Origin of the sequence: Stutzerimonas zhaodongensis (genome assembly GCF_003696365.1) — a bacterium.
Lineage (GTDB): Bacteria > Pseudomonadota > Gammaproteobacteria > Pseudomonadales > Pseudomonadaceae > Stutzerimonas > Stutzerimonas zhaodongensis.
Window position 1 is genome coordinate 621,737 of record NZ_RFFM01000002.1, and the last position, 24,527, is coordinate 646,263.

Consider the following 24,527-nt stretch of genomic DNA (forward strand, 5'->3'; position numbering starts at 1 on the left):
CAGCGTTCTCGCCCGCCTCTCTGATATGCATCAAGACGCGTCCTCACAGAGATCTGCACACTCGCCTCAATTTCCAGCGTGGAGACGCCTTATGGCTTTGCTCAGTTTTCTCGGCGCAGTTCAACAAGTGACCGGGTCCAGCTACCTCGTCGAGACCCATGACGGCGCGCGCGTGCTGCTCGACTGCGGCATGCATCAAGGCCGTCGCGAGGAAGAGGAAGGCAATCGGGCCGGCTTCGCCTTCGACCCGACAACCTTGGATGCAGTGGTGCTGTCTCACGCGCACATCGACCATAGCGGCTTGTTACCGAGGCTGGTGGCGTCAGGCTTTAACGGTCCGATTCACGCCACCGATGCAACCTGCAAGCTGGTCGAACTGATGCTGCTCGACTCGGCGAGCATTCAGGAAAAGGATGCCGAATGGGAGAACAAATGGCGGGCCCGCCTCGGCAAACCCCCGATCCAACCGCTTTACACGCGTATTGATGCAGAGCGCATGCTGAAACTGCGAGTTCCGCATGAATACGGTGAAACCTTCGAAGCGGCCCTAGGGATAAATGTGACACTGTTCGACGCGGGACACATTCTTGGCTCGGCCATCGTGCAGGCCGATGTCGAGGACTTTGACGAGAAGCGCCGGCTCGTATTCTCCGGAGATCTCGGCAATTCGTACTCCCCGCTCATGCACCGTCCGACACCGCTTCATGAAGCGGATGTTCTGCTCATGGAGTCGACCTACGGTGATCGCGATCATCGCGATCATGACGAGACCATCGAAGAGCTCGCGGACATTCTTCAGCAGGCGCATCAGGATGGCGGCAACGTCCTGATGCCTTCCTTCGCGGTCGGTCGTACGCAGGACCTGATTTACTACCTGGGCCTGCTCTATCAACAAGGACGGGTGCCTCAGCAGCGGGTCTTTCTGGACAGCCCGATGGCCATCGGCGCAAACAACATCTACTCGCTGTTCCGCGAACAGCTGGCGGTCGATGCCACTTGGCCCGGGGTGCAGATTGAGGGGCACCTTACCCACATCGAGAAATGGCTACCGATACTTCGAGCGACCCCGACACCCGAAGAATCGATGGCGATCAACCGTTTCAAGAGCGGTGCGATAGTGATTGCCGGCAGCGGCATGTGCAGCGGCGGGCGAATACTCCACCACTTCAAACACAATCTCTGGCGAAACGAGTGTCATCTGGTAATTCCAGGCTTCCAGGCGCGTGGCACACTCGGGCGCGCTATCGTCGACGGTGCGAAGACCGTGAAGCTGCTGCATCAGCGCATCGCGGTGAATGCCAGGGTACATACCCTTGGCGGATTTTCGGCACATGCAGGGCAGTCACAACTGATCGAATGGGCAAGTAATTTTCAAAGCAGACCGGAGCTCTACCTCGTCCACGGCGAACGGGAAAAGATGCAAACACTGCAGCAGGCGCTCAGTAACCGCCTGGGCTGGAAGGCAAACATTCCAGAACCTGGCGACCGCATCGCGCTCTGACGTCGCTCTGCCCTGGCTGCAGCTGCCAAACCATAATAGGTATCCATCTGCTGCTGCATGTCTTGAGATGAATGTAGCGCCCGGCTGTTAGTCTTGGGGGGAATCGATACAGAAACGAAGTGCGTAAATGCAGGCTGTCCCGTTACGCTCAGCCATGCGCACTTCACCGAAATACATCGCCTGGCGGCACTGAGCAACACCTCAAGTGCCACTAAATGGGAGACGCTGTATGCCATTCGAACCAGACGACTATCTGTCGCGACACTTCAAGACCAGTGGGCCTGAGCTGACGAAAAAGATCGACGAACTCGCTGCATTGGCCGTTCCGCCCGGCAGCCAGAATCTTCCGTTGTACCGGGAAATGCTGGTGACCGTCATGCGTATGGCACAAGCCGACCGAAGCCGCTGGGACGCCAAGATCCTGCTCCAGACCATGCGCGAAATGGAGCATGCTTTTAGCCGCCTCGATCAGTTCAAGCGTCGGCGTAAGGTTACGGTCTTTGGTTCGGCCCGCACCCCTGTCGAACATCCGCTATATGCCTTGGCGCGTGAGCTTGGAGAAACCCTGGCACGTTACGAGCTGATGGTCATAACGGGCGCTGGCGGCGGCATCATGGCAGCCGCACACGAGGGTGCCGGGACGGATAACAGCCTTGGGCTGAATATCACTTTGCCCTTCGAACAGCATGCCAACCCCACCGTGGATAGCACTGATCACCTTCTGTCCTTCCACTTCTTCTTTGTTCGCAAGCTGTTCTTCATAAAAGAGGCAGACGCCCTGGTTCTCTGTCCCGGCGGGTTTGGCACACTGGACGAGACGCTGGAAGTCCTTACGCTGATCCAGACAGGCAAGAGCCCTCTGGTGCCAATCGTCTTGCTGGATGAGCCGGGCGGCACATTCTGGAAGGACGCGTTGAGCTTTATGCGCCATCAACTGGAGGGCAATCGCTACATCCTGCCGACAGACATGCGTCTAATGCGCTTGGTGAACAATGCTGAAGACGCTGCGGCGGAGATCGACCATTTCTATCGCAACTTTCACTCCAGCCGCTGGCTAAAGGATCGTTTCGTCATGCGCATGAATCACGTGCTGACCGAGCAGGCACTCGCGCATATGAATGAGGCATTCGCCGATTTGTGTCTGAGAGATGGCTTCGAGCAGCAACCCTGCTGCGAGATGGAGCTCGACGAGCCCGAGCTCCAGCCGTTACCGAGGCTTAGCTTCGTATTCAATGGTCGGGATCATGGGCGTCTTCGCGAACTGACCGATTTCATCAACGCGATAGAAAACTGGCGGAGTTAAGCAACGCTATTGAAAGCCAGGAGGTGAGGCTGCTGCGAGAGGTTCTACACCTGGCTTTTAAGGCACATCGTCAAATCAATCGAACGAGCCACCGCGAAGCAAACGGCCAATCATATCTAGGGGATAGCCTCGATAACTCAGAAAACGGCCTTGCCTGGCCCTTTCACGCTGATCGCCGGGCAACTCTCCGAACTTACGTAGCCATACTTCGTAAAGCTGGGCATTCCAGTCAAAGCCGCTATCACGCAGCGTTTGCTCGATTGCTTCACGAGCCAAGCCCCGTTGAGCCAGTTCTTCACGAATGCGCAAGGGGCCGTAACCCGCGTTGGCACGCATGCGTACAAAGCTTTCGAGGTAACGCGCTTCGCTCAACAGCCCCTCATCGGCCAAACGATCCAGTGCCGGATCGATAAGCTCCGAAGGAGCACCGCGCAATCTCAATTTGCGGCTCAGCTCGACGCGGCCATGCTCACGTCGGGCCAGCAGATCCATAGCTGCCCGCCGCACGGCGGCGGGGCTATCGAGCACTACAGGCATAACGATCAGAGATCAGCTTCGGCCAGGTCTTCGGTTACCGGGTTGGCCTTGGTATTCGGCGCAACCACCAACAGCTTGTCACGGATCTGCTGTTCGATCTCGCGACCGATCTCGACGTTCTCTTCCAGGAACTTGGCTGCATTGGCCTTGCCTTGGCCGATCTTGTTGCCCTTGTAGGCGTACCAGGCACCAGACTTCTCGACCAGACCTTGCTGCACGCCGAGGTCGATGACCTCACCATTGCGGTAGATACCCTTGCCGTAGAGGATCTGGAACTCGGCTTGGCGGAACGGCGGCGCCACTTTGTTCTTGACGACCTTGACCCGGGTTTCGCTGCCAACCACTTCGTCGCCTTCTTTCACTGCGCCAGTGCGGCGAATGTCGAGACGGACCGAGGCGTAGAACTTCAGTGCGTTACCACCGGTTGTGGTTTCCGGGCTACCGAACATCACACCGATCTTCATGCGGATCTGGTTAATGAAGATGACCAGGCAGTTGGCGTTCTTGATATTACCGGTGATCTTGCGCAGCGCTTGAGACATCAGGCGTGCCTGCAGGCCGACGTGGGTATCGCCCATCTCGCCTTCGATCTCCGCTTTTGGCACCAGCGCAGCAACGGAGTCGACGATGATTACGTCGACCGCGTTGGAGCGCACCAGCATGTCGGTGATTTCCAACGCTTGCTCGCCGGTATCCGGCTGGGAAACCAGCAGGTCGTCGACATTGACGCCGAGCTTGCCAGCGTAATCGGGATCAAGCGCGTGCTCGGCGTCGACGAAGGCGCAGGTGGCGCCCATCTTCTGTGCTTCCGCAATCACCGACAGGGTCAACGTAGTCTTACCCGAGGACTCCGGGCCGTAGATTTCAACGATTCGTCCCTTAGGCAAGCCACCGATGCCGAGCGCAATGTCCAGGCCCAGCGAGCCAGTGGAAATGGAGGGAATAGCCTGGCGATCATGATCGCCCATACGCATGACCGCGCCTTTACCGAACTGCTTTTCGATCTGGCCCAAGGCAGCAGCCAAGGCGCGCTTCTTGTTCTCGTCCATTACAATCCTCACTTGATCAAGAGGGCCAGAGGCCACGACAACTGTATAAGTAGACAGTATTAGAGCATAGGCAAAAACGACCGCCTAGCCCTCAATTGGATTTTCTCCGGACACCAGCTTGATCAATCCGACAAGCGCCGCTTCTACGCTCTGTTCACGAACCGCCTGTCGGTCTCCGCCGAAATGGAAACACCGGGCAAACTTCTGATCACCACAGGCCCAGGCCAGCCACACCGTTCCAACCGGCTTCTCTGGCGACCCACCTCCTGGCCCAGCCACGCCGCTGACAGCCACGGCATAACGAGCGGCACTGGCCTGTTGCGCGCCGCGCGCCATCGCTTCGACCACTTCGCGACTTACCGCGCCCACATCGACGAAAAGATGCTCTGGCACTTGCAGTTGGCGGGTTTTCTGTGAGTTGGAATAGGTGACGAAGCCGGCTTCGAACCAGGCGGAGCTGCCAGCAATCCGCGTGATTGCCTCGGCTATCCCGCCGCCGGTACAGGACTCGGCTGTGGTCACTTGCGCAGACTGCGAACGCAATGCGGCACCTAGGCGCGCTGCGAGATCGGTGATGGACGACATGTAGCAACTCCAGTACGGCAGGTCAGACGCCAACCATAGCAGGCAATCTCCAGCTTGCTCGATCGAGCGCGTGACCAATTCTGGATTGATCTAGCGCGGCTCCCCACTGTCCCAGTGCCGCTGCATTTCCAGAAACAGAAACGAGGCGGTCCAGGTAATCAGCACAAGTCCGGTCAGGGCCTCGATACCAGTCAGAAACCTGATCGGGCCGACCGGATGAATATCGCCGAAACCAAGGGTGGTAAAGGTAGTGAAGGAAAAATAGACACAATCCATCAGCCCACCATCGACATTGCCGGAGAGTTCGCCCCAGCCAGGCAGCTGGCTCATGAAGAAATAGGCGAAGGCGAAGATCCAGACCTCCACCGCATGCGCCATGAGCGCGCCACAGACGCCAAACACGATCGCCACTCTATGATTGAAGCGCGGCTTGTTTCTGCGGATCGACAGGCGCAGCAGAAACTCGTAGTGAACACCGACGACCGTTGCGACGATCAGCACATTCACCAGGCCCACGATGAGCAGGCTGGGCGCCGCATCCAGTGCTTGGGTCAGCTCTGTCATAAAAGATGCTCACACGGTGGCTGATTGGGCTGATGCAAGGATACTCGGTGAGCCGCGCCCGGCGGCAATGCCGTACGCATGCATGCGGCATCGATAGCACCGCCGCGCGTGCTAACCTTGCCGATTTTATTCAGCCCGCAAAGCGTGGTCTGCCTTAGGGTCGCGCCAGGGCGCCATCGACCCATGCCATGGCAATTACCACCCGCAATCAACTCAAGTTCAAGTATCGAGCCATATGTCGTCACAAGACCTGTCCCATCACACGCCCATGATGCAGCAGTACTGGAAGCTCAAGCGCGAGCATCCGGAACAACTGATGTTCTACCGCATGGGAGATTTCTATGAGCTGTTCTATGACGATGCGAAGAAGGCCGCAAAGCTGCTGGACATCACGCTGACTGCGCGCGGCCAGTCAGGTGGCAACGCGATTCCCATGGCAGGGATACCCTTTCACTCTGCCGAAGGCTACCTCAGCCGACTGGTGAAGCTTGGCGAGTCGGTGGTGATCTGCGAGCAGATCGGTGATCCGGCGACCAGCAAAGGCCCTGTGGAGCGTCAGGTCGTGCGCATCATCACGCCCGGGACGGTGAGTGATGAAGCCTTGCTGGATGAGCACCGCGACAATCTGCTCGCCGCCGTGGTGGGTGATGAAAAGCTGTTCGGTCTGTCGGTGCTGGATATCACCAGTGGCCGATTCAGCGTGCAGGAATTCGGCGGCTGGGAAACACTGCTGGCTGAAGTCGAGCGCCTGAACCCGGCCGAACTGATGATCCCCGATGACTGGCCTGCCGGGCTTCCACTTGAGAAACGCCGCGGCGTGCGCCGGCGTGCGCCCTGGGATTTCGACCGAGACAGCGCGTTCAAAGGGCTTTGCCAGCAGTTCGGCACCCAGGATCTGAAAGGCTTCGGCTGCGAGAAGCTGACCCTGGCCATTGGCGCCGCCGGCTGCCTGCTGACTTATGCCAAGGAGACCCAGCGCACTGCCCTGCATCACCTGCGTAGCCTGCGCCATGAACGTCTCGACGATACGGTGATCCTCGACGGCGCCACCCGGCGCAACCTGGAGCTGGACATCAACCTTGGCGGTGGACGAGAGAACACCTTGCAGTCGGTCGTCGACCGATGCCAGACGGCCATGGGCAGCCGGCTGCTCAGTCGCTGGCTCAACCGCCCATTACGTGACCGCGACATTCTCGAGGCACGGCAGGATTCCATCACCTGCCTGCTCGAGCATTACCGCTTCGAGCAGATCCAGCCGCAGTTAAAGGAAATTGGCGACCTCGAGCGCATATTGGCGCGGATCGGACTGCGCAACGCGCGCCCGCGAGACCTCGCACGACTGCGTGACGCCCTAGCCGCCCTGCCCCAACTACAGGTCGGAATGCAGGAACTGGTAGCGCCTCACCTCATCGCACTGGCCGCCACGATCCGTAGCTATCCCGAGCTGGCCGAACTGCTTGCGAAGGCGATCATCGACAATCCGCCCGCGGTGATCCGCGAAGGCGGCGTGCTGAAAGCCGGCTACGACGCCGAACTGGACGAACTTCAGTCGCTGTCCGAGAACGCTGGCCAGTACCTGATGGATCTGGAGACACGGGAAAAGGCCCGCACCGGCCTCGCCAACCTCAAGGTCGGCTACAACCGTGTCCATGGCTACTTCATCGAGTTGCCAAGCAAGCAGGCCGAGTCCGCTCCCGCTGACTACATCCGCCGGCAGACGCTCAAAGGTGCCGAGCGCTTCATCACCCCGGAGCTGAAAGAATTCGAAGACAAGGCGCTATCGGCCAAGAGTCGCGCCCTGGCACGAGAAAAACAGCTTTACGAGGAGCTGCTAGAGCGCCTGATCGGGCATCTGGCGCCGCTGCAGGACAGCGCAGCGGCCCTGGCCGAGCTGGATGTGCTCAGCAACCTTGCCGAACGCGCGCTGACTCTGGACCTCAACCGGCCCCGCTTCGTCGATCATCCCTGCATGCAAATCGAGCAGGGCCGCCATCCCGTGGTCGAGCAGGTGCTGCAAACGCCTTTCGTGGCTAACGACCTCGATCTCGATGACGACACCCGCATGCTGGTAATCACCGGCCCGAACATGGGCGGTAAGTCGACCTACATGCGACAAACCGCCCTCATCGTATTGCTGGCTCAGATCGGCAGCTTCGTCCCGGCCAAAGCGTGCGAGCTCTCGTTGGTAGACAGGATATTCACGCGCATCGGGTCTTCCGACGACCTTGCAGGAGGCCGCTCCACATTCATGGTAGAGATGAGCGAAACCGCCAACATCCTGCACAACGCCAGTGATCGCAGCCTGGTACTCATGGACGAGGTTGGACGCGGTACCAGCACCTTCGATGGTCTGTCACTGGCCTGGGCTGCTGCAGAGCATCTGGCGAAACTGCGCGCCTTTACCCTCTTCGCCACTCACTACTTCGAGCTGACGATACTGCCGGAAAGCGAGCCAGTGGTGGCCAACGTTCACCTCTCGGCTACCGAGCACAACGAGCGCATCGTCTTTCTGCATCACGTTCTGCCGGGGCCGGCGAGCCAGAGTTACGGGCTGGCTGTGGCGCAGCTTGCAGGCGTGCCCGGAGAAGTAATTCAGCGTGCGCGCGACCATCTGTCGCGGCTGGAAACCACCAGCTTGCCCCATGAAACACCGAAGATGCCCGCCGGGCAGCCCGCACCACCGATGCAAAACGACCTGTTCGCGAGCCTGCCGCACCCTGTCATCGAGGAATTGGGACGGATCAATCCCGATGATATGACGCCGCGACAAGCACTGGACCTGCTATACAACCTGAAAACGCGAGTCTGACTGCCGCTAAAAAGCTGCTAGAATCGCGCGCATTTTTGGATATAGGCGGCATTTGCCTGGTGTCGCCATAGCCCTGCCGAACGGGGGCGTCATTGCAACGCCACCTGAAACGCCCGAGGAGATAGCTAGAATGACCTTCGTCGTCACCGACAACTGCATCAAGTGCAAATACACCGATTGTGTGGAAGTCTGTCCGGTGGACTGCTTCTACGAAGGCCCGAACTTTCTGGTCATTCATCCGGATGAGTGCATCGACTGCGCACTCTGCGAGCCGGAATGCCCTGCCCAGGCAATTTTCTCCGAAGATGAAGTACCAGATGATCAGCAGGAGTTCATCGAGCTTAACGCTGATCTGGCTGAAGTCTGGCCGAATATCACGGAGAAAAAGGATGCACTACCGGATGCCGAAGACTGGGACGGTGTGAAGGACAAGCTTCAACACCTGGAGCGCTGATCGTTCAGCAGCTATAAAAAATGCCCGCATTAGCGGGCATTTTTCATTCGACATATATATGTCAGGCGCGGTCGACGCCTTTTTTGATGGTGTCTTTGGCTTCGCCTTTCACCTGCTGGGCGTCACCTTTGAGTTCCTGACCGCGGCCTTCATTCTTCATCCGCTCATTGTCAGTCGCCTCACCGAGCCCCTGCTTGGCCTTGCCAGCGGCTTCGTTGAGATTGCCTTTCATCTTATCTCCAGTACTGCTCATGGCGTTTACCTCTTGGCTTCATGGGTTACATAAAATTGACCGGGGGGCGGTAGCGTTAGTTTCGTCTTCCCGAGGAACGGTAGGTCAGACGTACCACTCCAGAGCGCTCGTTCAACGTCCTCGCGCCCTGACCAATCGATCGAACAGTGGGCGCCCGGCCAGATGGAGAAACAGTGGCGCGCCCACTATCAGATAGAAGTAGTAGGTCACGAAGCGCCAGATAAGAATCGCTGCGGCCGCGGTGGATTTCCCAACCAACGGCGTCAGCAACGCGGCTGAAGCCAGCTCGGCACTGCCCGCACCGCCCGGCAGCAGGCTCAACTGCCCGGCGGTCAACGCAAGCAGCTGTACGATAAAGGTCCAGGCCCAGGCCAGCTGACTGCCCAATCCCTGGAGCGTCATGTACAGCACGCTGTAGCGCAGCAGCCAGTGCAGGGTGGTGAGCACGAATACACCCAGCAGGACCTTTCGCGGCAGGCGGAAGCAATCCAGCAGCGCATTGCGGAAGCTCAGCACTTTTCTAGCCCATGAGCGCTTACGCGCGCCCTTCACTCCCAGCCGACTCACCAACCAACCGTTGAGGAGAAATACCTGACGGTGGAAACGGCCCAGCAGCGCGAGCACCACCATCAGCCCGATCAGCAACGCAGCACTGAACCCGAGCAGGCTAGCGATATACGCGTTAAGCGAATGGGTGACGGCGTAGATCAGCACGCCCACCAGCGCACAGGCGAAGAACAGCAGGTCGGTCAGTTGCTCGACAGCGTAGGTCGCCGTGCCCTTGGCCGGCGCCACGCCATGCCGGAGCAGCAAAGCCATCATCGTAAGCGGCCCACCAGCTCCCCCCGGTGTCGCGCAGATCGCGAATTCCGTGGCGATGACCACACCCAGTGCACGCCGCTGCCCCAGCCGTCGCCTACCGACCAACAGACGCAGCCGCAGTGCGTTGAGATACCAGCCGAGCACGATCATGCTCAGCATGGTCAGCAGCAGCCAGAACGGAAATCGCAGCAGGCGCTCGAACAGCTCACTGCCACCCAGCACCAGCGGGATTGCCCCGGCCACGACCAGCGCGCCGAGGAGCAGCCACCATCGCCCGCTCATGCTGCGGCACTCGATACCAATACGTTGCGCTTCAACCAATCGATCTTGGTCGAGGCATGCCGCCCATCTTCCAACAGGCGAGTCACCAGACTCAGCCAGTAACGCCGCGAAAAATCGTGGCGCATGTCGACAGGGTGCAAACCGAGACGCAGCACGGGTGCCTGTCGGTGGCGGGCGAGCATCTTTTCACTGACCACGCGTGACATGCCTCGACGCCATGCGCTGCGAGCACTCCAGACCAGACCCGGGGCATCTATCGGCTGATAGTCGGGCAGTAGATAGAAATGACTCGGGTCGCTGGTGTAGGTCAGATTGGTGCCTGCCAGCGCCTGCCGCGCTCCGGGGCCAAGCAACCAGGCCGGTGCCACGAACCCATGCAGCGGCCATTGACTACGCTCGAACAGCTGCATGCCATGCTCCAGCCGCTGCGCTGATTCATCCCGGCCCAGCGGATAGAACTCGCCTTCGTGCGTGAAGACTCGGCGCATGAACCAGTCGCGCGGCGTGCGTGGAGCCGGAGCCTCGTCAGCGTGGTAGCAGCCATGCAGAATCAGTTCATCACCTCGCCCCAGACGCCCGTCGAGCATTCGACGAAATCCCGGATGTGCATCGAGCGGATTACGACGATGGAAATCGGGCACCACCAGCCAGGAAATAGGAACCTGCCCCAGCGCATCGACCTCCTCGACGAACGCCTCGTAGTCCGGCCAGGTTTCGGGCGCCACATCATGCAGCACCAGCATCAAGGTGCGCTCAGCCATGTACGGCAACCGGCAGGTCGGCGGTGCCAAGCACTGCATGGTAGTGCGCCAGCAGGCCCGCGATCACGGCGTCCCAGGCGTGATGCGACTCGACGTGCTGGCGCGCCTGAGCCCCGAGCAAACGCGGATCGTCTTCGAATAGTTCGCGCACGGTTTGCGCCATGGCCTGCGCATCGAGCGGACGGCAGAGGCGGCCGGTATGAAAGGGCACCAGCTCTGGCAGCGCACCTGCACGCGCTGCGATCACCGGAATGCCGCTGGCCATGGCTTCAAGCGCCACGAGGCCGAACGTCTCCTGATTCCCCGCGTGCAGGAGCACATCGCTGCTGGCCATGTAACGGGCGACATCTGCCGCAGGGCAGAAGCGATCGATAACCGAAACGTTTGCTGGTATCCGATGCGGCATGCTCGAGCCAACCAGCAGCAGGTGGTACGGCTTGCCCAATAGCCTGGCGGTTTCAAGAAGCACGTCGATATTCTTCTCCCGCGAGCCTCTACCAGCGAAGATCATCAGTCGCGTGTCATCCGCCAGCCCGAGTTCGCGAAGAATCTGCGGATCACGCCGATCCGGCCGAAACGTTTCAAGGTCGACACCCAGGGGTTGAACGAACACATTGTCGACGCCCAGTAGCTTCAGCTTTTCCGCCATTACACGGCTTGGGGCCAGAACCCGATCAAAGCTGCTATAGAGGCGCGAGACGTAGCCGTTCATGTTGCCGCCCAGCCAGCCACCAATACGGTTGCTGACCAACAATGGCAGGTCCGAGTGATAAAAGCCGATCACGGGAACGTCTAGCCGCCGCCCGGCATCCAGCGCCGCCCAGGCCGTCATGTACGGATCACCTACCTCGATTACATCTGGGCGCAATATGCGCAGCTGATTGCGCCAGGGCGCACGGCGTACGGGGAATCGATAGCCCTTGCCAAAAGGCAGAGCCGGCGCCGGGATCTGGTAGATCCCGCCGCTATGGTTGTAGCTGTCGCCGGGTACCAGGATGCTATGGCGAACCCCCGCATACAGCTGCAAGCGGCGGTGTTTGGCTTCGAGGTAAGTACGCACCCCACCACTGGCGGGTGCATAGAACATGGTCATGTCGGCGATGTGCAAGATGAAGCGTCTCCAATAGGTCTCGATGCAGAGCCTCAGGAAACGATTGTCGGCTAAGGTTTCACCGACCCAAGCCGTGGAAAGCCCGCTCCTGAAAGATTCTGCAATGAAATCAATGGACCATCGCCTTGCACCGTTGTTCGCAACATAGGGTTACGACTACCGCAGCAGTGAATCTCAGCCGTCCAGCTTCTTGTCCCCATCGTCCTTGCCTTCGGCTGAGGCATGTTCTATCACCGCGTTCATTTCAGCGCCGAAGAGCAACACAGCCGCCGATATATAGAAGTACAGCAACAACACGATCACCGCACCAATGCTGCCGTAGGTCGCATCGTAGTTGCCGAAGTTCTGCACGTAGATGCCGAACGCTATCGAGGCAGCGATCCACACAATGACGGCAAGCACCGAACCCGGAGTTATGAAGCGAAACTCCTGCTCGACGTCCGGCGTGACGTAATAAATCAGTGCGACCACCAGCATCATCAGGATCACGATCACCGGCCAGCGCAGCCATGTCCAGAGCGTGACCACAATTTCTTTCAAGCCGATCTGCGAGGCGAGCCACTCCATCACTTGCGGCCCAGTAATCATCAAGCCGGCCGTGGCGAGAAGAATGAGGGCTAAACCGATGGTGTATGCCACCGCCAGCAACATCAACTTCCAGGTAGGCCTGCCTTCCTCTACATCGTATGCCCTGTTCATGGCGTTCATCAGCGATCGGACACCGATGGAAGCGGACCAGAGCGCGACAAGAATACCCACCGATAGCACGCCGCTCTTCTGGTCCTGCATCTGGTCGATTACCGGATTGACCAGATCCAGAGCATCGGGCGGCAATACCAACGAAACCTGTTCGCGCAACCAAGTGAAGAATTCCTGTAGATCCAACATTCCGAGCATGGCTATGAGGAACAGCAGAAAAGGAAACAACGAAAATATTCCGCGATAGGCCAACGCCGAGGCATAGGTCGTCATGTCGTCATTGCTGAACTCCTTCACTGTACGTTTCAACAATTCGAAAGCGCCTACTCCACGCGTCTCCAGCAATGCCATCTTGTTACCCCTGAATAAATCGAACCCGTTCAAGTTGGGACGACCAGCCTCTACAAGAGTTCGACAACTCCGCACCCGACTGTCGCGCACCCGTTAGCACCACTACGCAAGTGCTTACGCCGCCGTGACCGGATCTCGCCCGCCCGGCACCCGATGAGGAACTTTCTGCCTCTGAAGGGCTCTGGATGAAGTCTCTTTTGACGTCGTCGTGGTCAGGAACTCGCGACTTCAATATCTGGAAATCGGAATAGGCCAGCTTCCGAAGGGAGCTATCTCGCCGGCCGACACCGCTGGATACGCCAGACATGGCTTGTGCCGCGCTACTTGCGGCAGCTTGGAGCACTCAATGAAATCGGCATATGCAACGGAAGCCCCACAGTCAGGAATGAAGTCCGACATCCTCAAATATGCCAGGTTGATTCTGACCAAAGGGAGCGGTGCTGGCGCAACGCTCGGCCTGAATATTCTGCTGGCCCGACTGCTGGTGCCAGAACTCGCAGGTACTGTCTTCTTCTGCGTTGCGCTAGGCATCTTCCTTTCGCTAGTGGCACGGTTAGGGTTGGACATAGCCTGTCTGAAAAACATTTCATCGCTGGCCGAAGGTCAGCAGCGTCGCTACTTCCACCGCGCGCTAGGGCTGGCGGCCCTGATGAACATCCCCGCATTCCTGATCGGCCTTGCGGTGGTGTATTTCTCGAAGACCACCCAGGCGTATTTCGAGCACGCCGCAGTACTCTTCGCGGTCACCGCACTCGGGCTATCGCTCCTGAGCATTTCCAGCGAAACCTTGAAGGCGAAGAACAGGACCAGCGAAGGTCTTTTCTGGCAGACCGCCTTTCAACCCGCATTGACGCTCCTGCTCGTAGCACTGACTGGCAGCGATCTGACCAACGTGGTGATCTGCTTTGCGATCAGCTTTGCCCTGGCGATCACCGGCTCGATATGGCGCGCTCACGTCAGCCTCCCCGCTTCGAGCATGGAATTTGCACTGGGTTGGCGAGAGATGTTAATCCTCTGCGTTCCGCTGATGCTCATTGCGGTGATGAACAGCATCATCGAGCTTTCGGACACTTTGCTGCTCGGTGTACTGCGCTCGGCCAGCGAGGTCAGCGTCTATTACGTCGCGGCCAAGATCGCCGCGTTGTCCACTACCCTGCTGTTCATCATCAACGGCACCATCGCGCCAGACATCTCCAGACGTTGGGCGAAGAATGATCGGGCCGGTGCCTTCGCGATCGTGCGTAAGTATTCGCGCTTCATGCTTGCCCTGGCCATGCTGATCCTGCTCGCCATCGGCCTGTTGCGCGAGTACATCCTTGCCGTTTTCGGTCCAGAGTATCGCGAGCAGGGCGTTTACCCGTTACTGGTCCTCGCCATCGGTTACTTCTTCGTCCTGGCCGCCGGACCGCTCGGCATCTTCATGACCATGACCGGCAATCACCGCCGCTACCTGCACAACAACATCGCCGCCTGTGTGATCAACGTCGTGCTCAATCTGATCCTGATTCCGCTCTACGGCGTCAACGGGGCCTGTTTTGCAACGGCCGTAGCGTTAGCGCTGAAGAACACCCTGCTGTACGTACAGTTCAAACATATCGAAAGGAGTCCTACCATATGACTGAACAGGTCAAGGTGATCGCATACGGAGCCTACGATCGGCATAACTATGGCGACCTGCTCTTCGCAATAGTCCTCAAACGTTATCTGGAAGCGAACGGCCGCTTCTCTGTATTGATCGCAGCCACGAAGACGTCCGATCTTTCGCAGTATGGCGCGCTCCCCACCATTCCGCTGAAGCAGGCGCTGGACGAAACAAGTGATCAGCCTAAGACGATGCTCATCGTTGCCGGCGGTGAATGCCTGACCGCGCAGTGGGAAAGCATCATTGGCTACCTTGCACCACAGTCGATCTACTATCCGATCAAGGCAACCCCCTACCTGATCGGCCACAAGGCTTTCATCTACCTGAGCCGGATGCTGACATCCATTCCTTCGGACGTTCCGCTGGTTCTCGGCGAACGTGACCTGCCCGGTTACAAGGTGATGTACAACAGCGTGGGTGGTAACCAGATCAGCAGCAAGGAACCGCTGATCCACGACGCGATTGAACAGAACCTCAAGGACTGCACATATGTCTCTGTGCGAGACCGCGAGACATCGGCTGAGCTTGAAAAGATCGATGTAGAGCACAACCTCGTCCCCGACAGCGCGATTCTGATTTCGGATATCTTCCCGCAGCGGGTCGATCCAGCCGAGCGCGGCCATATCGTCTTTCATATTTCCGATCACCACGCCAAACGACGGATCGAGACGATTGCTCAGCAGTTGACCGAACTCAACGTCAATACCGGTCTCAAAATTGCTTTGCTGACCATCGGCAAGGCTCCTGGCCATTCCGACGACGAGCCTCTGGACAAGCTTCAGAGCCTTCTTGGTGATGAGCGTGCTTATCGCGTTGATAGCGGCCATATCGAAGACATCATCAGTTGCATCGCATCCAGCAAGCTCTACTGCGGCACTAGCCTGCATGGGGCGATAACGGCTCTGGCCTACGCTGTTCCGCAGATCGCGCTGCTCCCACAGAACGTCATCAAGCTGTCGAGCTTTCTCGAGACATGGGTGCCGAAACAGGTATGTGGCTTTGCAGAGGTTCGTCAGATCAGCGAGATCGGTACCAACCTGGTCAACTCATTCGGCGACGCTCAGCGGGCGGAACTTAGAGCTGTGGTCGAGGCGATGAAGGGGCAAGTCAGGGCTAATCTCGATCACATGGTTGCGCTTTACGATGAAGCGCCTGCAAATGACGAAACAGCAGCGGCAAACTCGTCGGATCCAGATCGAATAGCGGTGAACTGACCGCGACACTAGGTGCTTTCGTAGAAATGCCTGCAAGGAATGCAGGCATGTTTGGTACGCAAGGCCTGCCCACTTGCCTCGGCGGAGTACTCACACCGCCCCCTTGCCGCCAATAAAAAGGGCTAGCCGAAAGCTAACCCTTTTTATTGGTGCCGGTGAGAGGAGTCGAACCCCCGACCTTCGCATTACGAATGCGCTGCTCTACCTACTGAGCTACACCGGCGCCGTGGAGCGGATTATGAAATTTCGCCGGTTCTGACTCAAGCCAGAACCGGCGAAACGGGTGCTACTAATTGCTAAGTCAGAGCAACAATCAAGCTCAGACGCCAGCGGAGGTGCCTGTCGAACTGGTGTTCGAGCGATTGCTGTCACCGCTGCTCATGTCCTGCTTGACCTGATGTGCCACCTCTTCACCCTTGGCAGAAACCTTCTGATACCCCTCTTCAGCCTTGTGGCGAAGCTGATCGGTCATACGGTCGCTGGCCTCGCCCAGCATTTCATCCTCACGACGCGAAGGAGGAACAGCCGCGGCAATCAGCGCACCGAGTGCAATGCCGATTGCTCCGAGCGCAAGAGGTTGCTCCTGCAGCAATTGATTGAATCCGCCGCGGGCACGCTCGGCTCCACCTTTGAGTCGAGTAGACGCCTGACGGCTGGAGTCACTGGCGCGACTGCGCGCATTGCCCAGCGAATCGGCAACGTTATGGGTCATCTGGCTGGCTTTCTCTTTCAAACCGGCACCCTGTTGCTTAAGGCCCTCGGTCTTGGCGGAAATCTTCTCGCCCATCGAAGGGCCGGTGGAACCGGCACTGTAGTGGGTCGTGGTCACATTTGAATGGGGCTGGCGATTTTGACCAGCCATCAACCAAATCAAGCCCACAGACGTCAGCAGCGTTGGCACCGGATTGGCCTTGACCGTATTACTCAAGTTGCCGAAAAACTCTCCGCCACCGCCTTTCACATAGCCCAGGGCCGTGTCGATCAACTCGCCTGGAGAAAGCTTGTTCTCCAGAGCATGGACGATGTTGCCAATCTCGGCGCGCTTCTGGTCGATCTCGCGTTCGAGCTCTGCTGGATCCTTTTGCGCTTCGGCATCAATCTGATTACGTGTACTCATGATGTGTGCCCCTTGACTGCTTCTTTATCCTTGTTGACCGAATGAATGGTGCGCTCAGGCTTGAATGAAGAAGCCTCGAACTTCTTCTTGCCGGCAGACACCATGACCAACCCGATAACCACAACCACCGCGCCGACGATCAAGGCCGCGAGCCAGGGCTCAACGACATTGCTCAGGCCGTACACAGCTGACATCAGCAGTACGATGAAGCCACCGAGGAGCACTGCACCACCAGTCGCTACGCTACCCGCGCCAGCCTTGGTGGCACGCAGAGATTCGCTGATCTCGGCCTTTGCCAGAGCCAGTTCCTTAGTGATCAAGGAAGGCACTTCCTGGGTCAGTTGCTTCAGCAACCCGCCAACTGAAGTGTCCGTTTCGGTACGAAGCCCAGGCTCGACCGTTGTGGTCGAGGTAGATGTCGTTGTCTTACGTGCTTCGCTCATGGGAAAAGTCCTCCGTCAGTACCCTTGCCGTCGCGGCTGGGTGTAGAACCCGAGCCGGAACCTGGATTCGAGCCGATGCCCAATCCGTTACTGGTATTAGCGCCTGTGCTGGAGCTACCCGAGCCGGTCATTCCAGAACCAACACCGGTACCCGAACCAGTACCAATACCTGTTCCAACGCCAGTGCTTGCGCCAGTAGTGGGACGGGAACTGCTCGCGCTGGACGGAACGCCCGCGTTGCTAACGCTGCCAACATTGCCTGACTGGCCAGTACTCAGCCGGTCATTGAGTTCATGCTGGCTGGTACCATGAGAACCTGAGGATCCAGCGAAACCACTGGAGGTGTCGTGACGGTCGTAGTCGCCTTGGGATGCTCGCTTGCTGGAAGCACGGGCAAACCGCGTAAGCCCGAATCCAAGGGCGATGCTCCCAGTGATGAACAATGCGGGATTGTTGCGCGCAAGGCGGTTCACATCTTGGAAAAGCTCATCGACACTCTTGCCGCGCAGGCTTTCGGAGAAATGAACCATGTTTTCGGCCATATCCGACACGTAGCCTGACAGGCCCAGTCGGTCATCACCCTCCAGTTGCTCCGCTGCTGCCTTGGCGCTCTGGGCTACTCGCTCAATTTCATCAGCCGCGGTTTCCCGATAGCCTTCCAACTGAGATTTGCCTTGAGTCTTAACCTGATCGGCCGCTTCTTTAGCCTTGGCTTTGACATCTTCGGCTGCATGGCCGGTGGTGCTGGAACCGGTATTAGAACCTTGGTTCACATTGCCGGATTGGTTGATGTTCGAACTTGAATTGGAATAATTCGATCCAGTTGTATTGGATGCCGAATTGGGGCCGGTCTTTGGTTGGCCACCGTAACCAGTAATTTCTTCATCGGGTGTAGTCATTTGATTCACCTTTTATATGGCTTGGCCGGAAGACCACAATCCGTAAATACACAGCAAGAGCGGCGAGCCGCGTGCTGTGTGTTTCGGTGCGCACATATAAGGTGACCGGGGGCAAAATTTTGAGTTCCATTCTTTTGCGGGCTGGCAAAGGCACTCAATTTAGAACCCAGAGGAAAAGATAAGCGCCCTGCTCCACACCGCGGATCATGGCACTTTGGTGAGATCCTTCTCCGAAGCCGCATAGCCAAGGCATTTAAGCGAAGCGGCACAAAACAAGCGAAACGGCAGACTTGGCGCTGCTTGTATGTAAAACCGTTAGCGTGATTTTTTTTCAGCTTTAGCGAGGGCCGGCCTTACCCGACGAGCTGCATCGCTTGTCGCCGCATTAAATCGAAGGCAAAAAAAACGGGCCCCTAGGCCCGTTCTTTTTAGTGGTAGCTGTGATTACAGCGGACCGATGGTGGAGCAAGTCTTCTTGGCTGCCGCGTGCTTTTGCAGTGGCGCCAGTTGTGGACGGTGCTTACCGCTCGCTACGTCCAGTGCCATGATGTTCTCACCCCAGCGAGGACCCGCTGCCCAGTAGCTGCTCGGGATGCAGTTGGCGTTCAGGTAAGCCAGCAGGTTGTCTGTGGCAACTACGGCAGACGGAGAGAAGTCTGGAATGCCGTGCTCGCCAAGGTAACCGCGCAGCTTGTTCGCCTTCAGCCATTCAACCCAAGGCTTGACCCGCTCGACGCCGAGCATCGGAGCATAAGTCTCGTCGCGCCTGGTGTAGGTACCCGAATAATCGAAGTCCAGATACTGGTGAGCTTCATATACAAGATTGTTCTTCGGATCGCGCATCCACGGATCGTTGATCAGTGAGGTGTTGTACTTCTGCCAGTGGAAGGCGCTGGAGTAGCGGTCACCTGCAACCATAATCCACTTGGTCGGATCCACCTTGCGGATGGCCTGACCGGCTGCCTGAGCAGTTTGCGGCCAGAGATTGTTGCCGGTGTTGTACGGCTCGTTCATCAGACCGTAGCCATACATCGCCGGGTGCCTGGAGACCTCTACAGCGATCTTGCGCCAGGTTTCGGCAAACTGCTCACGTGGTACTTCTGGCGAGTTGATGACCTTGCCGTAGTAGCGGTAGTAGTTGTGCATATCAAGGATGACCTTGATGCCGTACTTCTGCGCGTGATCAAGCGACAGCTTGATGCGAGCCAGCTCAGCGGCATCCAGCTCGGTGCCAAGCTTGGGCTGAATACGCTCCCACAGGAAGCCCAGGCGCACCAGTTTGAACCCAAGGCCGGCATGACGCTTGTAATAAGACTCGTCAGCGTAGGTGTAGCCTTTGTTATAGATGCCTGGAACGGTACCCGGATCAAACACACCGGAACCGAAGTTAACGCCAACCAGATCGATACCGCTGCCATCGCTGACAACCGGAACCGAAGGTGCTGGCGCAGGAGTTGGTGCAGGGGTTGGAGCCGGGGTTGGTGCTACTGCAACTGGAGCGCTGGTCGATGTGCCGGAGACAACACTGATGGTTTTCGGGTAGCCAACGCTGGCGGCCGAGAGAACTGAACCGCTGAGCATTACCGACAGATGAGCGCCGACGTCGTAAACAGCTGACACCTTGCGTACCTGGCCGTCAGCCAGCTTCACCGAAGCCCCGACCACGAAGGCAGCTTTGTTTGTGGTGGTTTTCGGAATGGAGAAGCCCGCAGCCTTGCGGTAGATGCCGTTATCCCAATCAGCATTGGTGAAACTGTTCATCGACGCGGTGTAGGTGCTGCTTGGCGCAGCGGGTGCAGTCACTACAGGGGCAGTAACAGCAGGCGCGCTTGGCGCTACAGCCGTCGGTACTACGGTGCTTACAGTGCGCGGCGCGCCGACCTTGTCCCCGTCCAGGAGACCGCCATCTACATAGATGCTTAGATTAGCGCCAACTTTGTAAACGCTGGTGATCTTGCGGACCTGACCATCAGCAAACTTGATCTGGACGCCCGGCTTGAATGCGGCAGTTGAAGCAGAAGTAGCAGGTACGGACAGCGCAGCAGTGCGACGCCATACACCATTAAGGAATTCACTACTTGTGAACTTGTTAATGGGAGATGTAAATGCAGCAGCGGTAGAGGCAGTTACTGTTGTGGAAGCAGCTGCATGACCTGTGAAAGTTACTGCACTGAATACAGCAGCAAGCGCGATGGAGCGAACAAGTGCCTTAGGGGCACCAGTAAATACTTTGATAGACATTCTGTCTCTCCGGAACTTAATACTTCAAAAGGCCGAAGCCTTTAAACAAGTGGCGGGAGTTGTAGTGAGTCGTACAGGCGCTTACTGGGCAGAAAACTGACTTTGCGCAACCGGACGAACCGTGTTGCAAAAGACGCCGGATCACCTTGGGTGGAACCCGGCAATCCGTTGCGTGGTGTCTTTATAATAGGTTTCTAAAAAGACTCAAAATTTATTTGACGGGTTTAGATCGCCAATCCTACGTCACATTTTTGACCGGCCATTAATGCGCTATTAGTTTGTGGCTTTTTGCTATTACTGCCGATAGACGCGCACCCCCCTTAGCTCGCTGGATTACGATATCTCCAGCGTCATTTTTTTGAATTTTTTAATTGAATAAATAGATATCTACCTATCCATTTAGCCGACGAACGGTAGGCGTAGGGAAGCGGTTTTTCCGGTCGGGAGATAGGTGAGGAAGTGTCACTTCCGCATTGATCTGGTTATTTTCTAACCATTTTGGAATGATCAAGAGGGCTGTATGGGTGATGAGCGATTCAAGGTTGGGGACCATGTGCGCTGGAACTCTGAAGCGGGTTATGTGACGGGCCGTGTTCTGGCCATGCACACCAGAGACACCGACTACAAAGGCCACACGCGGCGCGCGAGTCCTGAAGAGCCTCAATATGAAATCAAGAGCGACAAGACCGACCACGTTGCGATGCACAAGGGCAGCGCGCTGAGCAAGATCCGATGAGCGAGCCTCAACCGCAGCAGATATGGACGGTTGGCCACTCGACCCGCACCCGCGAAGCATTCATCGAGCTACTTGAGCACCATTGCATAGAGGCAATAGCGGATGTACGGCGGTTTCCGGGGTCTCGGAGACTGCCGCAGTACATGTCCGACACGCTCCAGGCCGCGCTCCAAGATCACGGTATTTCTTATATATGGATAGAAGAACTGGGAGGCCGACGAAAAGCGCCACCCGGTCCTAGCACGAGCGCGTGGCGGAATACGTCGTTTCGGGGATACGCCGAACACCTGCGCACTGAGGGATTCGCCAGCGGGCTGAGCCATCTTCTGTCGCTGGCGGCTCAGCGGCGCACAGCGATGATGTGTGCCGAGGTGCTTTGGTGGAGATGCCACCGATCCATGATCGCCGATGTGCTGGAGCTCAAAGGCATCGAGGTACTGCACATTCAGGATGAAGATCGCGTGACCCGGCACCCGTATACCTCTCCTGCGCGCCAGCAGGATGGGCTACTGACCTATGACGAAGGAGTCGGTCAACTTTTGAAGGACTCTGGGGAGTGAGCCAGCCGCCTCAGCCATTGGCGGTGGTTAACACGTAAGTCGTGCGTTAAAGCTGTGGAAACGATATTGAACAGGGCTAAACGCAACAATTTGAAACTTTTGTGCCTTAAAAGCTTCACATAGGCGCAACTACATCTTCTTCGGCATCAACCAGCGCTAGAAGACACCTTTATTCTGGTCAATGACCATCCGCATGGACTGCCCCCGCTTTTTCGAGCGGCGCACTCACAGGGAGGGACTCAATTGCCGAGCCTAGACTTATCAGCAAAGCTAACTGCAGCCAGGCAACGCTTATCAGGCGGATCTTCCGCCGGCGTGTTCAAGGGCATGGCGACATTGGCACTCGGCAGTGGGATGGCGAAGATCATCGGCCTGCTATCTATCCAGGTCCTGACCCGGATCTATAGTCCGGAGGATTTCGGCATCCTGTCGGTGTTCACGGCGATGCTCTTGATCCTCACGCCGCTGATGACCCTTCGCTACGAACTGGCGGTACCTCTCCCAGGCAGAGACGGGGCAGCGATGACCCTGATGGCCTTATCAAGCGCTCTCCTCGTCCTGATGACCCTGCTCATAGGTGTGTTTCTATGGCTCGCAGGGCCAAGCTTGCTGACATTAGTATCGATGGAGGCGATCACACCCTACCGCGGCCTGCTCGTGCTTGCCCTGTTTCTAACTGCGCTCTACGAGATACTGCAGATATGGGCGGTGCGCCGACGCGCATACCCGATCATTGCCCGCACCCAACTGCAACAGAGCGTCGTCGGGGCAGTAGCGAAGATAGGTTTAGGGGTGGCGGGGATGATGCCGCTGGGGCTTCTGCTGGGGCACGTGATCGGTGCCGGTGCGGGGATGATGGCGGTGATCCGGGCTTTCCATGGCGACGTAAGACGCTTCTGGCGCCACGTTACGCTTCATCGCGCCAGGACCATGCTGCGGCACTATCGAGGTTTCCCGATCTACCGCTTACCTGCACAACTGCTGCAGATATTCTCAAGCCAGTCTCCTCTCCTGCTGACGGCGGCTATCTATAACTCCGCAACAACCGGTCAGCTCGGCCTGGCACTGATGACCCTGGCCTTGCCAATGAACTTGCTGGGCTACACGACGAGCAAAGCCTATTACGCGGAGATCGCTTCGCTAGGCCGCAAACGCCCCAAGGAAATCCGCGAGGTTACCTACTCGGTAATCAAACGGCTCCTGGCGCTATCGATTGCGCCGGCACTGGTCCTGTTGGCGCTTGGCGAGGATCTGTTTGCTCTGGCGTTCGGCGCCCAGTGGGAGCTGGCTGGCCAACTGGCTTCGATTCTGGCTATTTATCTGCTGTTCCAGTTCATCCATGCGCCAGCATCGCACTTGCTATCACTGTTCGAGCGCCAACGTCTGTTGCTGATGCTGAACGTGCAGCGAACGGCCCTGACCATTGCCTGCTTCACTGCAGCACATGTACTCGATCTGCCTATCGAGTCGGTGGTTCTGCTTTACTCGATCACGCTTTCTGCGCACTACCTGTTCAGCTTGCTGATGTCGCTGAGAGTGATTCCGCGTTGACCCTTCTCAAGCTGATCCGCTAACGGCGCCCGTATATTCGGGCGACCGTTTCATCTATTACTGTTCGCGCTTGAGCGCGCTCCAGCCAGCCACTTGGGGCTTACCCGAAAATGCGTTGCGCAGCAGGTAATAGAAGAAGATCGGGATACCGATCGCGTAGCGTTTGAACAAACGGCGCGGCTCGATCAGCATGCGAAACGCCCACTCCAGCCCGAACTTGCGAAAGATCAGCGGAGCACGAGGGAAGCGCGCAGCCGTGAAATCCAGAATGGCTCCGCCACAGATCAGCAGTGCCTTGGTGTCCATCGCCTGTTGAAGATGCAGAGCCACCTGCTCCTGCTTCGGCATGCCCATTGCCAGAACGATGATAGGGAAACGTCCGGGCACATGGTGCTTACGGTAGAACTTCAAATAGTCTTCGGTTTCCTGAAAGCCATCGATCGCATGAAACTTGCGACTGCCGAATAGATTACGCGCCCCGTCACTCAACCATGGTTCGCGAGTACCCATGGCGAATAGCTCGCAGCAATCTTCCGATTCGCCAACCAGCTCATCGACCAGCTCTGGGATGAAGTCAGAGCCGTTCAAATTGGCTTTCGGATCGATTCCGTTGTAAATGCAAGCAAGCTTGATACCTATCCCATCGCGCAACAGATAGTTGACCTGCATGAAACTTTTGAAAATCAGTTGGTCACGCTGGGCAATGTTGTAACCGTGCTGATTCAAAAAGCCCAGAATCGTAGGACTCTCACGCTTCTTCAGCTCGGACATGAAAGTGCGGGTGTCATCTTCGGTCAGCAACTTCAACTTGTCGATCAGAGGATCCGTTCTTCTGGCGAGCGGGTTTTTCATATGAGCTTCTCGGTCAGTTCTTCGATTCGTCGCCGAATCTGAATATGCATGGAAATCTGGATGGGTAAAGTGCCGGCCGTGCCGCATTCAGAAAAAATGAACATTGGGCGCCAATACCGGACAAACGAAGCAGCTGCAAAAGCGGCTTTTCCGATAGAAAAATGAGGCAGTGAAAATGATAGGGACATGCA

General features: G+C 57.5%; 23 protein-coding genes and 1 tRNA gene. 9 read left to right on the forward strand and 15 right to left on the reverse strand.

All coding sequences use genetic code 11. The features are described 5' to 3' along the window. The first annotated feature begins 91 nt into the window (after window positions 1-91). Together EA797_RS11280 and EA797_RS11285 are read left to right on the forward strand one after the other, a co-directional pair. A complete protein-coding gene (locus tag EA797_RS11280) occupies window positions 92-1,501 on the forward strand; it encodes an MBL fold metallo-hydrolase RNA specificity domain-containing protein (RefSeq protein WP_122165286.1) in 1,410 nt (469 codons plus the stop codon). A 229-nt stretch (window positions 1,502-1,730) separates the two neighbouring features. Continuing rightward, the gene (locus EA797_RS11285) at window positions 1,731-2,804 is read left to right on the forward strand and encodes an LOG family protein (protein WP_122165287.1); all 1,074 of its coding nucleotides are present in this window, start codon (window positions 1,731-1,733) and stop codon (window positions 2,802-2,804) included. Window positions 2,805-2,879: 75 nt separating this feature from the next. Here EA797_RS11285 and recX read toward each other — a convergent pair whose 3' ends face one another. The 4 genes from recX to EA797_RS11305 form a co-directional block, all read right to left on the reverse strand. Further along, window positions 2,880-3,341, reverse strand: a complete 462-nt coding sequence (gene recX / locus EA797_RS11290) for a recombination regulator RecX (RefSeq protein WP_122165288.1) — start codon at window positions 3,339-3,341, stop codon at window positions 2,880-2,882. 5 nt (window positions 3,342-3,346) lie between these two features. Next, the gene (gene recA, locus EA797_RS11295) at window positions 3,347-4,390 is read right to left on the reverse strand and encodes a recombinase RecA (RefSeq protein ID WP_122165289.1); all 1,044 of its coding nucleotides are present in this window, start codon (window positions 4,388-4,390) and stop codon (window positions 3,347-3,349) included. Between the two features lie 84 nt (window positions 4,391-4,474). Next, a complete protein-coding gene (locus EA797_RS11300; protein WP_122165290.1) occupies window positions 4,475-4,975 on the reverse strand; it encodes a CinA family protein in 501 nt (166 codons plus the stop codon). 90 nt (window positions 4,976-5,065) lie between these two features. Continuing rightward, the gene (locus tag EA797_RS11305) at window positions 5,066-5,500 is read right to left on the reverse strand and encodes a potassium channel family protein (RefSeq protein ID WP_208644451.1); all 435 of its coding nucleotides are present in this window, start codon (window positions 5,498-5,500) and stop codon (window positions 5,066-5,068) included. Between the two features lie 274 nt (window positions 5,501-5,774). On the opposite strand from EA797_RS11305, the gene mutS reads away from it, so the two are divergent. Together mutS and fdxA are read left to right on the forward strand one after the other, a co-directional pair. Next, window positions 5,775-8,348 carry a DNA mismatch repair protein MutS gene (gene mutS / locus EA797_RS11310; protein WP_122165292.1) on the forward strand — a complete coding sequence of 858 codons (2,574 nt, stop codon included), beginning with the start codon at window positions 5,775-5,777 and terminating at the stop codon, window positions 8,346-8,348. Between the two features lie 130 nt (window positions 8,349-8,478). After that, window positions 8,479-8,802, forward strand: coding sequence for a ferredoxin FdxA (gene fdxA / locus EA797_RS11315; RefSeq protein WP_122165293.1), 324 nt, complete (start codon window positions 8,479-8,481; stop codon window positions 8,800-8,802). Window positions 8,803-8,863: 61 nt separating this feature from the next. Here fdxA and EA797_RS11320 read toward each other — a convergent pair whose 3' ends face one another. The 5 genes from EA797_RS11320 to EA797_RS11340 form a co-directional block, all read right to left on the reverse strand. Next, entirely contained in the window at window positions 8,864-9,055 is a 192-nt protein-coding gene (locus EA797_RS11320; RefSeq protein ID WP_122165294.1) for a CsbD family protein, read from the reverse strand. Between the two features lie 111 nt (window positions 9,056-9,166). Continuing rightward, window positions 9,167-10,159, reverse strand: a complete 993-nt coding sequence (gene gpgF / locus EA797_RS11325) for a glucosaminyl phosphatidylglycerol flippase (RefSeq protein ID WP_122165295.1) — start codon at window positions 10,157-10,159, stop codon at window positions 9,167-9,169. Next, window positions 10,156-10,920, reverse strand: a complete 765-nt coding sequence (gpgD, locus tag EA797_RS11330; protein WP_122165296.1) for an N-acetylglucosaminyl phosphatidylglycerol deacetylase — start codon at window positions 10,918-10,920, stop codon at window positions 10,156-10,158. The genes gpgF and gpgD overlap by 4 nt, the downstream gene beginning before the upstream one ends. Further along, window positions 10,913-12,028, reverse strand: a complete 1,116-nt coding sequence (gpgS, locus tag EA797_RS11335) for an N-acetylglucosaminyl phosphatidylglycerol synthase (RefSeq protein WP_122165297.1) — start codon at window positions 12,026-12,028, stop codon at window positions 10,913-10,915. The genes gpgD and gpgS overlap by 8 nt, the downstream gene beginning before the upstream one ends. A gap of 177 nt (window positions 12,029-12,205) precedes the next feature. Then, window positions 12,206-13,081, reverse strand: coding sequence for a YihY/virulence factor BrkB family protein (locus tag EA797_RS11340; RefSeq protein WP_122165298.1), 876 nt, complete (start codon window positions 13,079-13,081; stop codon window positions 12,206-12,208). A 346-nt stretch (window positions 13,082-13,427) separates the two neighbouring features. On the opposite strand from EA797_RS11340, the gene EA797_RS11345 reads away from it, so the two are divergent. Both EA797_RS11345 and EA797_RS11350 read left to right on the forward strand, forming a co-directional pair. Continuing rightward, window positions 13,428-14,699 (forward strand): lipopolysaccharide biosynthesis protein, encoded by a 1,272-nt coding sequence (locus EA797_RS11345; RefSeq protein ID WP_122165299.1) that lies wholly within the window; start codon window positions 13,428-13,430, stop codon window positions 14,697-14,699. Then, the gene (locus tag EA797_RS11350; protein WP_122165300.1) at window positions 14,696-15,937 is read left to right on the forward strand and encodes a polysaccharide pyruvyl transferase family protein; all 1,242 of its coding nucleotides are present in this window, start codon (window positions 14,696-14,698) and stop codon (window positions 15,935-15,937) included. Before EA797_RS11345 ends, EA797_RS11350 begins: the two co-directional genes overlap by 4 nt. Window positions 15,938-16,084: 147 nt before the next feature. Here EA797_RS11350 and EA797_RS11355 read toward each other — a convergent pair. The 5 genes from EA797_RS11355 to EA797_RS11375 all read right to left on the reverse strand — a co-directional run bounded on the left by EA797_RS11355 (window position 16,085) and on the right by EA797_RS11375 (window position 20,637). Next, window positions 16,085-16,160, reverse strand: a tRNA-Thr gene (locus EA797_RS11355). 96 nt (window positions 16,161-16,256) lie between these two features. Continuing rightward, on the reverse strand, window positions 16,257-17,054 hold the full coding sequence (locus tag EA797_RS11360; protein ID WP_122165301.1) for a DUF3618 domain-containing protein: 798 nt from the start codon (window positions 17,052-17,054) through the stop codon (window positions 16,257-16,259). Continuing rightward, window positions 17,051-17,497: a phage holin family protein gene (locus EA797_RS11365; RefSeq protein WP_208644437.1), complete on the reverse strand. Its 447-nt coding sequence runs from the start codon at window positions 17,495-17,497 to the stop codon at window positions 17,051-17,053. Before EA797_RS11365 ends, EA797_RS11360 begins: the two co-directional genes overlap by 4 nt. Then, window positions 17,494-18,396, reverse strand: a complete 903-nt coding sequence (locus tag EA797_RS11370) for a hypothetical protein (RefSeq protein WP_122165302.1) — start codon at window positions 18,394-18,396, stop codon at window positions 17,494-17,496. Before EA797_RS11370 ends, EA797_RS11365 begins: the two co-directional genes overlap by 4 nt. Before the next feature lie 444 nt (window positions 18,397-18,840). Then, window positions 18,841-20,637, reverse strand: coding sequence for a glycoside hydrolase family 5 protein (locus EA797_RS11375; RefSeq protein ID WP_122165303.1), 1,797 nt, complete (start codon window positions 20,635-20,637; stop codon window positions 18,841-18,843). 520 nt (window positions 20,638-21,157) lie between these two features. Between EA797_RS11375 and EA797_RS11380 the strand changes: the two genes are divergently transcribed. From EA797_RS11380 to EA797_RS11390, 3 genes are all read left to right on the forward strand, one after another. Continuing rightward, the gene (locus EA797_RS11380; protein WP_122165304.1) at window positions 21,158-21,373 is read left to right on the forward strand and encodes a hypervirulence associated TUDOR domain-containing protein; all 216 of its coding nucleotides are present in this window, start codon (window positions 21,158-21,160) and stop codon (window positions 21,371-21,373) included. After that, window positions 21,370-21,933, forward strand: a complete 564-nt coding sequence (locus EA797_RS11385; RefSeq protein ID WP_122165305.1) for a DUF488 domain-containing protein — start codon at window positions 21,370-21,372, stop codon at window positions 21,931-21,933. The genes EA797_RS11380 and EA797_RS11385 overlap by 4 nt, the downstream gene beginning before the upstream one ends. A gap of 327 nt (window positions 21,934-22,260) precedes the next feature. Then, window positions 22,261-23,484, forward strand: coding sequence for an oligosaccharide flippase family protein (locus EA797_RS11390; protein ID WP_147456817.1), 1,224 nt, complete (start codon window positions 22,261-22,263; stop codon window positions 23,482-23,484). Window positions 23,485-23,541: 57 nt separating this feature from the next. On the opposite strand, the gene EA797_RS11395 is transcribed toward EA797_RS11390, so the two are convergent. Continuing rightward, window positions 23,542-24,336 carry a WecB/TagA/CpsF family glycosyltransferase gene (locus EA797_RS11395; RefSeq protein WP_244214098.1) on the reverse strand — a complete coding sequence of 265 codons (795 nt, stop codon included), beginning with the start codon at window positions 24,334-24,336 and terminating at the stop codon, window positions 23,542-23,544. Window positions 24,337-24,527: the final 191 nt, after the last annotated feature.

Excerpts from the sequence above, each read along its gene's own strand:
- EA797_RS11280 (WP_122165286.1), top strand. The coding sequence starts at position 92 with ATGGCTTTGCTCAGTTTTCTCGGCGCAGTTCAACAAGTGACCGGGTCC.
- EA797_RS11285 (WP_122165287.1), top strand. The coding sequence starts at position 1,731 with ATGCCATTCGAACCAGACGACTATCTGTCGCGACACTTCAAGACCAGT.
- recX (WP_122165288.1), bottom strand. The coding sequence starts at position 3,341 with ATGCCTGTAGTGCTCGATAGCCCCGCCGCCGTGCGGCGGGCAGCTATG.
- recA (WP_122165289.1), bottom strand. The coding sequence starts at position 4,390 with ATGGACGAGAACAAGAAGCGCGCCTTGGCTGCTGCCTTGGGCCAGATC.
- EA797_RS11300 (WP_122165290.1), bottom strand. The coding sequence starts at position 4,975 with ATGTCGTCCATCACCGATCTCGCAGCGCGCCTAGGTGCCGCATTGCGT.
- mutS (WP_122165292.1), top strand. The coding sequence starts at position 5,775 with ATGTCGTCACAAGACCTGTCCCATCACACGCCCATGATGCAGCAGTAC.
- fdxA (WP_122165293.1), top strand. The coding sequence starts at position 8,479 with ATGACCTTCGTCGTCACCGACAACTGCATCAAGTGCAAATACACCGAT.
- EA797_RS11320 (WP_122165294.1), bottom strand. The coding sequence starts at position 9,055 with ATGAGCAGTACTGGAGATAAGATGAAAGGCAATCTCAACGAAGCCGCT.
- gpgF (WP_122165295.1), bottom strand. The coding sequence starts at position 10,159 with ATGAGCGGGCGATGGTGGCTGCTCCTCGGCGCGCTGGTCGTGGCCGGG.
- gpgD (WP_122165296.1), bottom strand. The coding sequence starts at position 10,920 with ATGGCTGAGCGCACCTTGATGCTGGTGCTGCATGATGTGGCGCCCGAA.
- EA797_RS11340 (WP_122165298.1), bottom strand. The coding sequence starts at position 13,081 with ATGGCATTGCTGGAGACGCGTGGAGTAGGCGCTTTCGAATTGTTGAAA.
- EA797_RS11345 (WP_122165299.1), top strand. The coding sequence starts at position 13,428 with ATGAAATCGGCATATGCAACGGAAGCCCCACAGTCAGGAATGAAGTCC.
- EA797_RS11350 (WP_122165300.1), top strand. The coding sequence starts at position 14,696 with ATGACTGAACAGGTCAAGGTGATCGCATACGGAGCCTACGATCGGCAT.
- EA797_RS11360 (WP_122165301.1), bottom strand. The coding sequence starts at position 17,054 with ATGAGTACACGTAATCAGATTGATGCCGAAGCGCAAAAGGATCCAGCA.
- EA797_RS11365 (WP_208644437.1), bottom strand. The coding sequence starts at position 17,497 with ATGAGCGAAGCACGTAAGACAACGACATCTACCTCGACCACAACGGTC.
- EA797_RS11370 (WP_122165302.1), bottom strand. The coding sequence starts at position 18,396 with ATGACTACACCCGATGAAGAAATTACTGGTTACGGTGGCCAACCAAAG.
- EA797_RS11375 (WP_122165303.1), bottom strand. The coding sequence starts at position 20,637 with ATGTCTATCAAAGTATTTACTGGTGCCCCTAAGGCACTTGTTCGCTCC.
- EA797_RS11380 (WP_122165304.1), top strand. The coding sequence starts at position 21,158 with ATGGGTGATGAGCGATTCAAGGTTGGGGACCATGTGCGCTGGAACTCT.
- EA797_RS11385 (WP_122165305.1), top strand. The coding sequence starts at position 21,370 with ATGAGCGAGCCTCAACCGCAGCAGATATGGACGGTTGGCCACTCGACC.
- EA797_RS11390 (WP_147456817.1), top strand. The coding sequence starts at position 22,261 with ATGGCGACATTGGCACTCGGCAGTGGGATGGCGAAGATCATCGGCCTG.
- EA797_RS11395 (WP_244214098.1), bottom strand. The coding sequence starts at position 24,336 with ATGAAAAACCCGCTCGCCAGAAGAACGGATCCTCTGATCGACAAGTTG.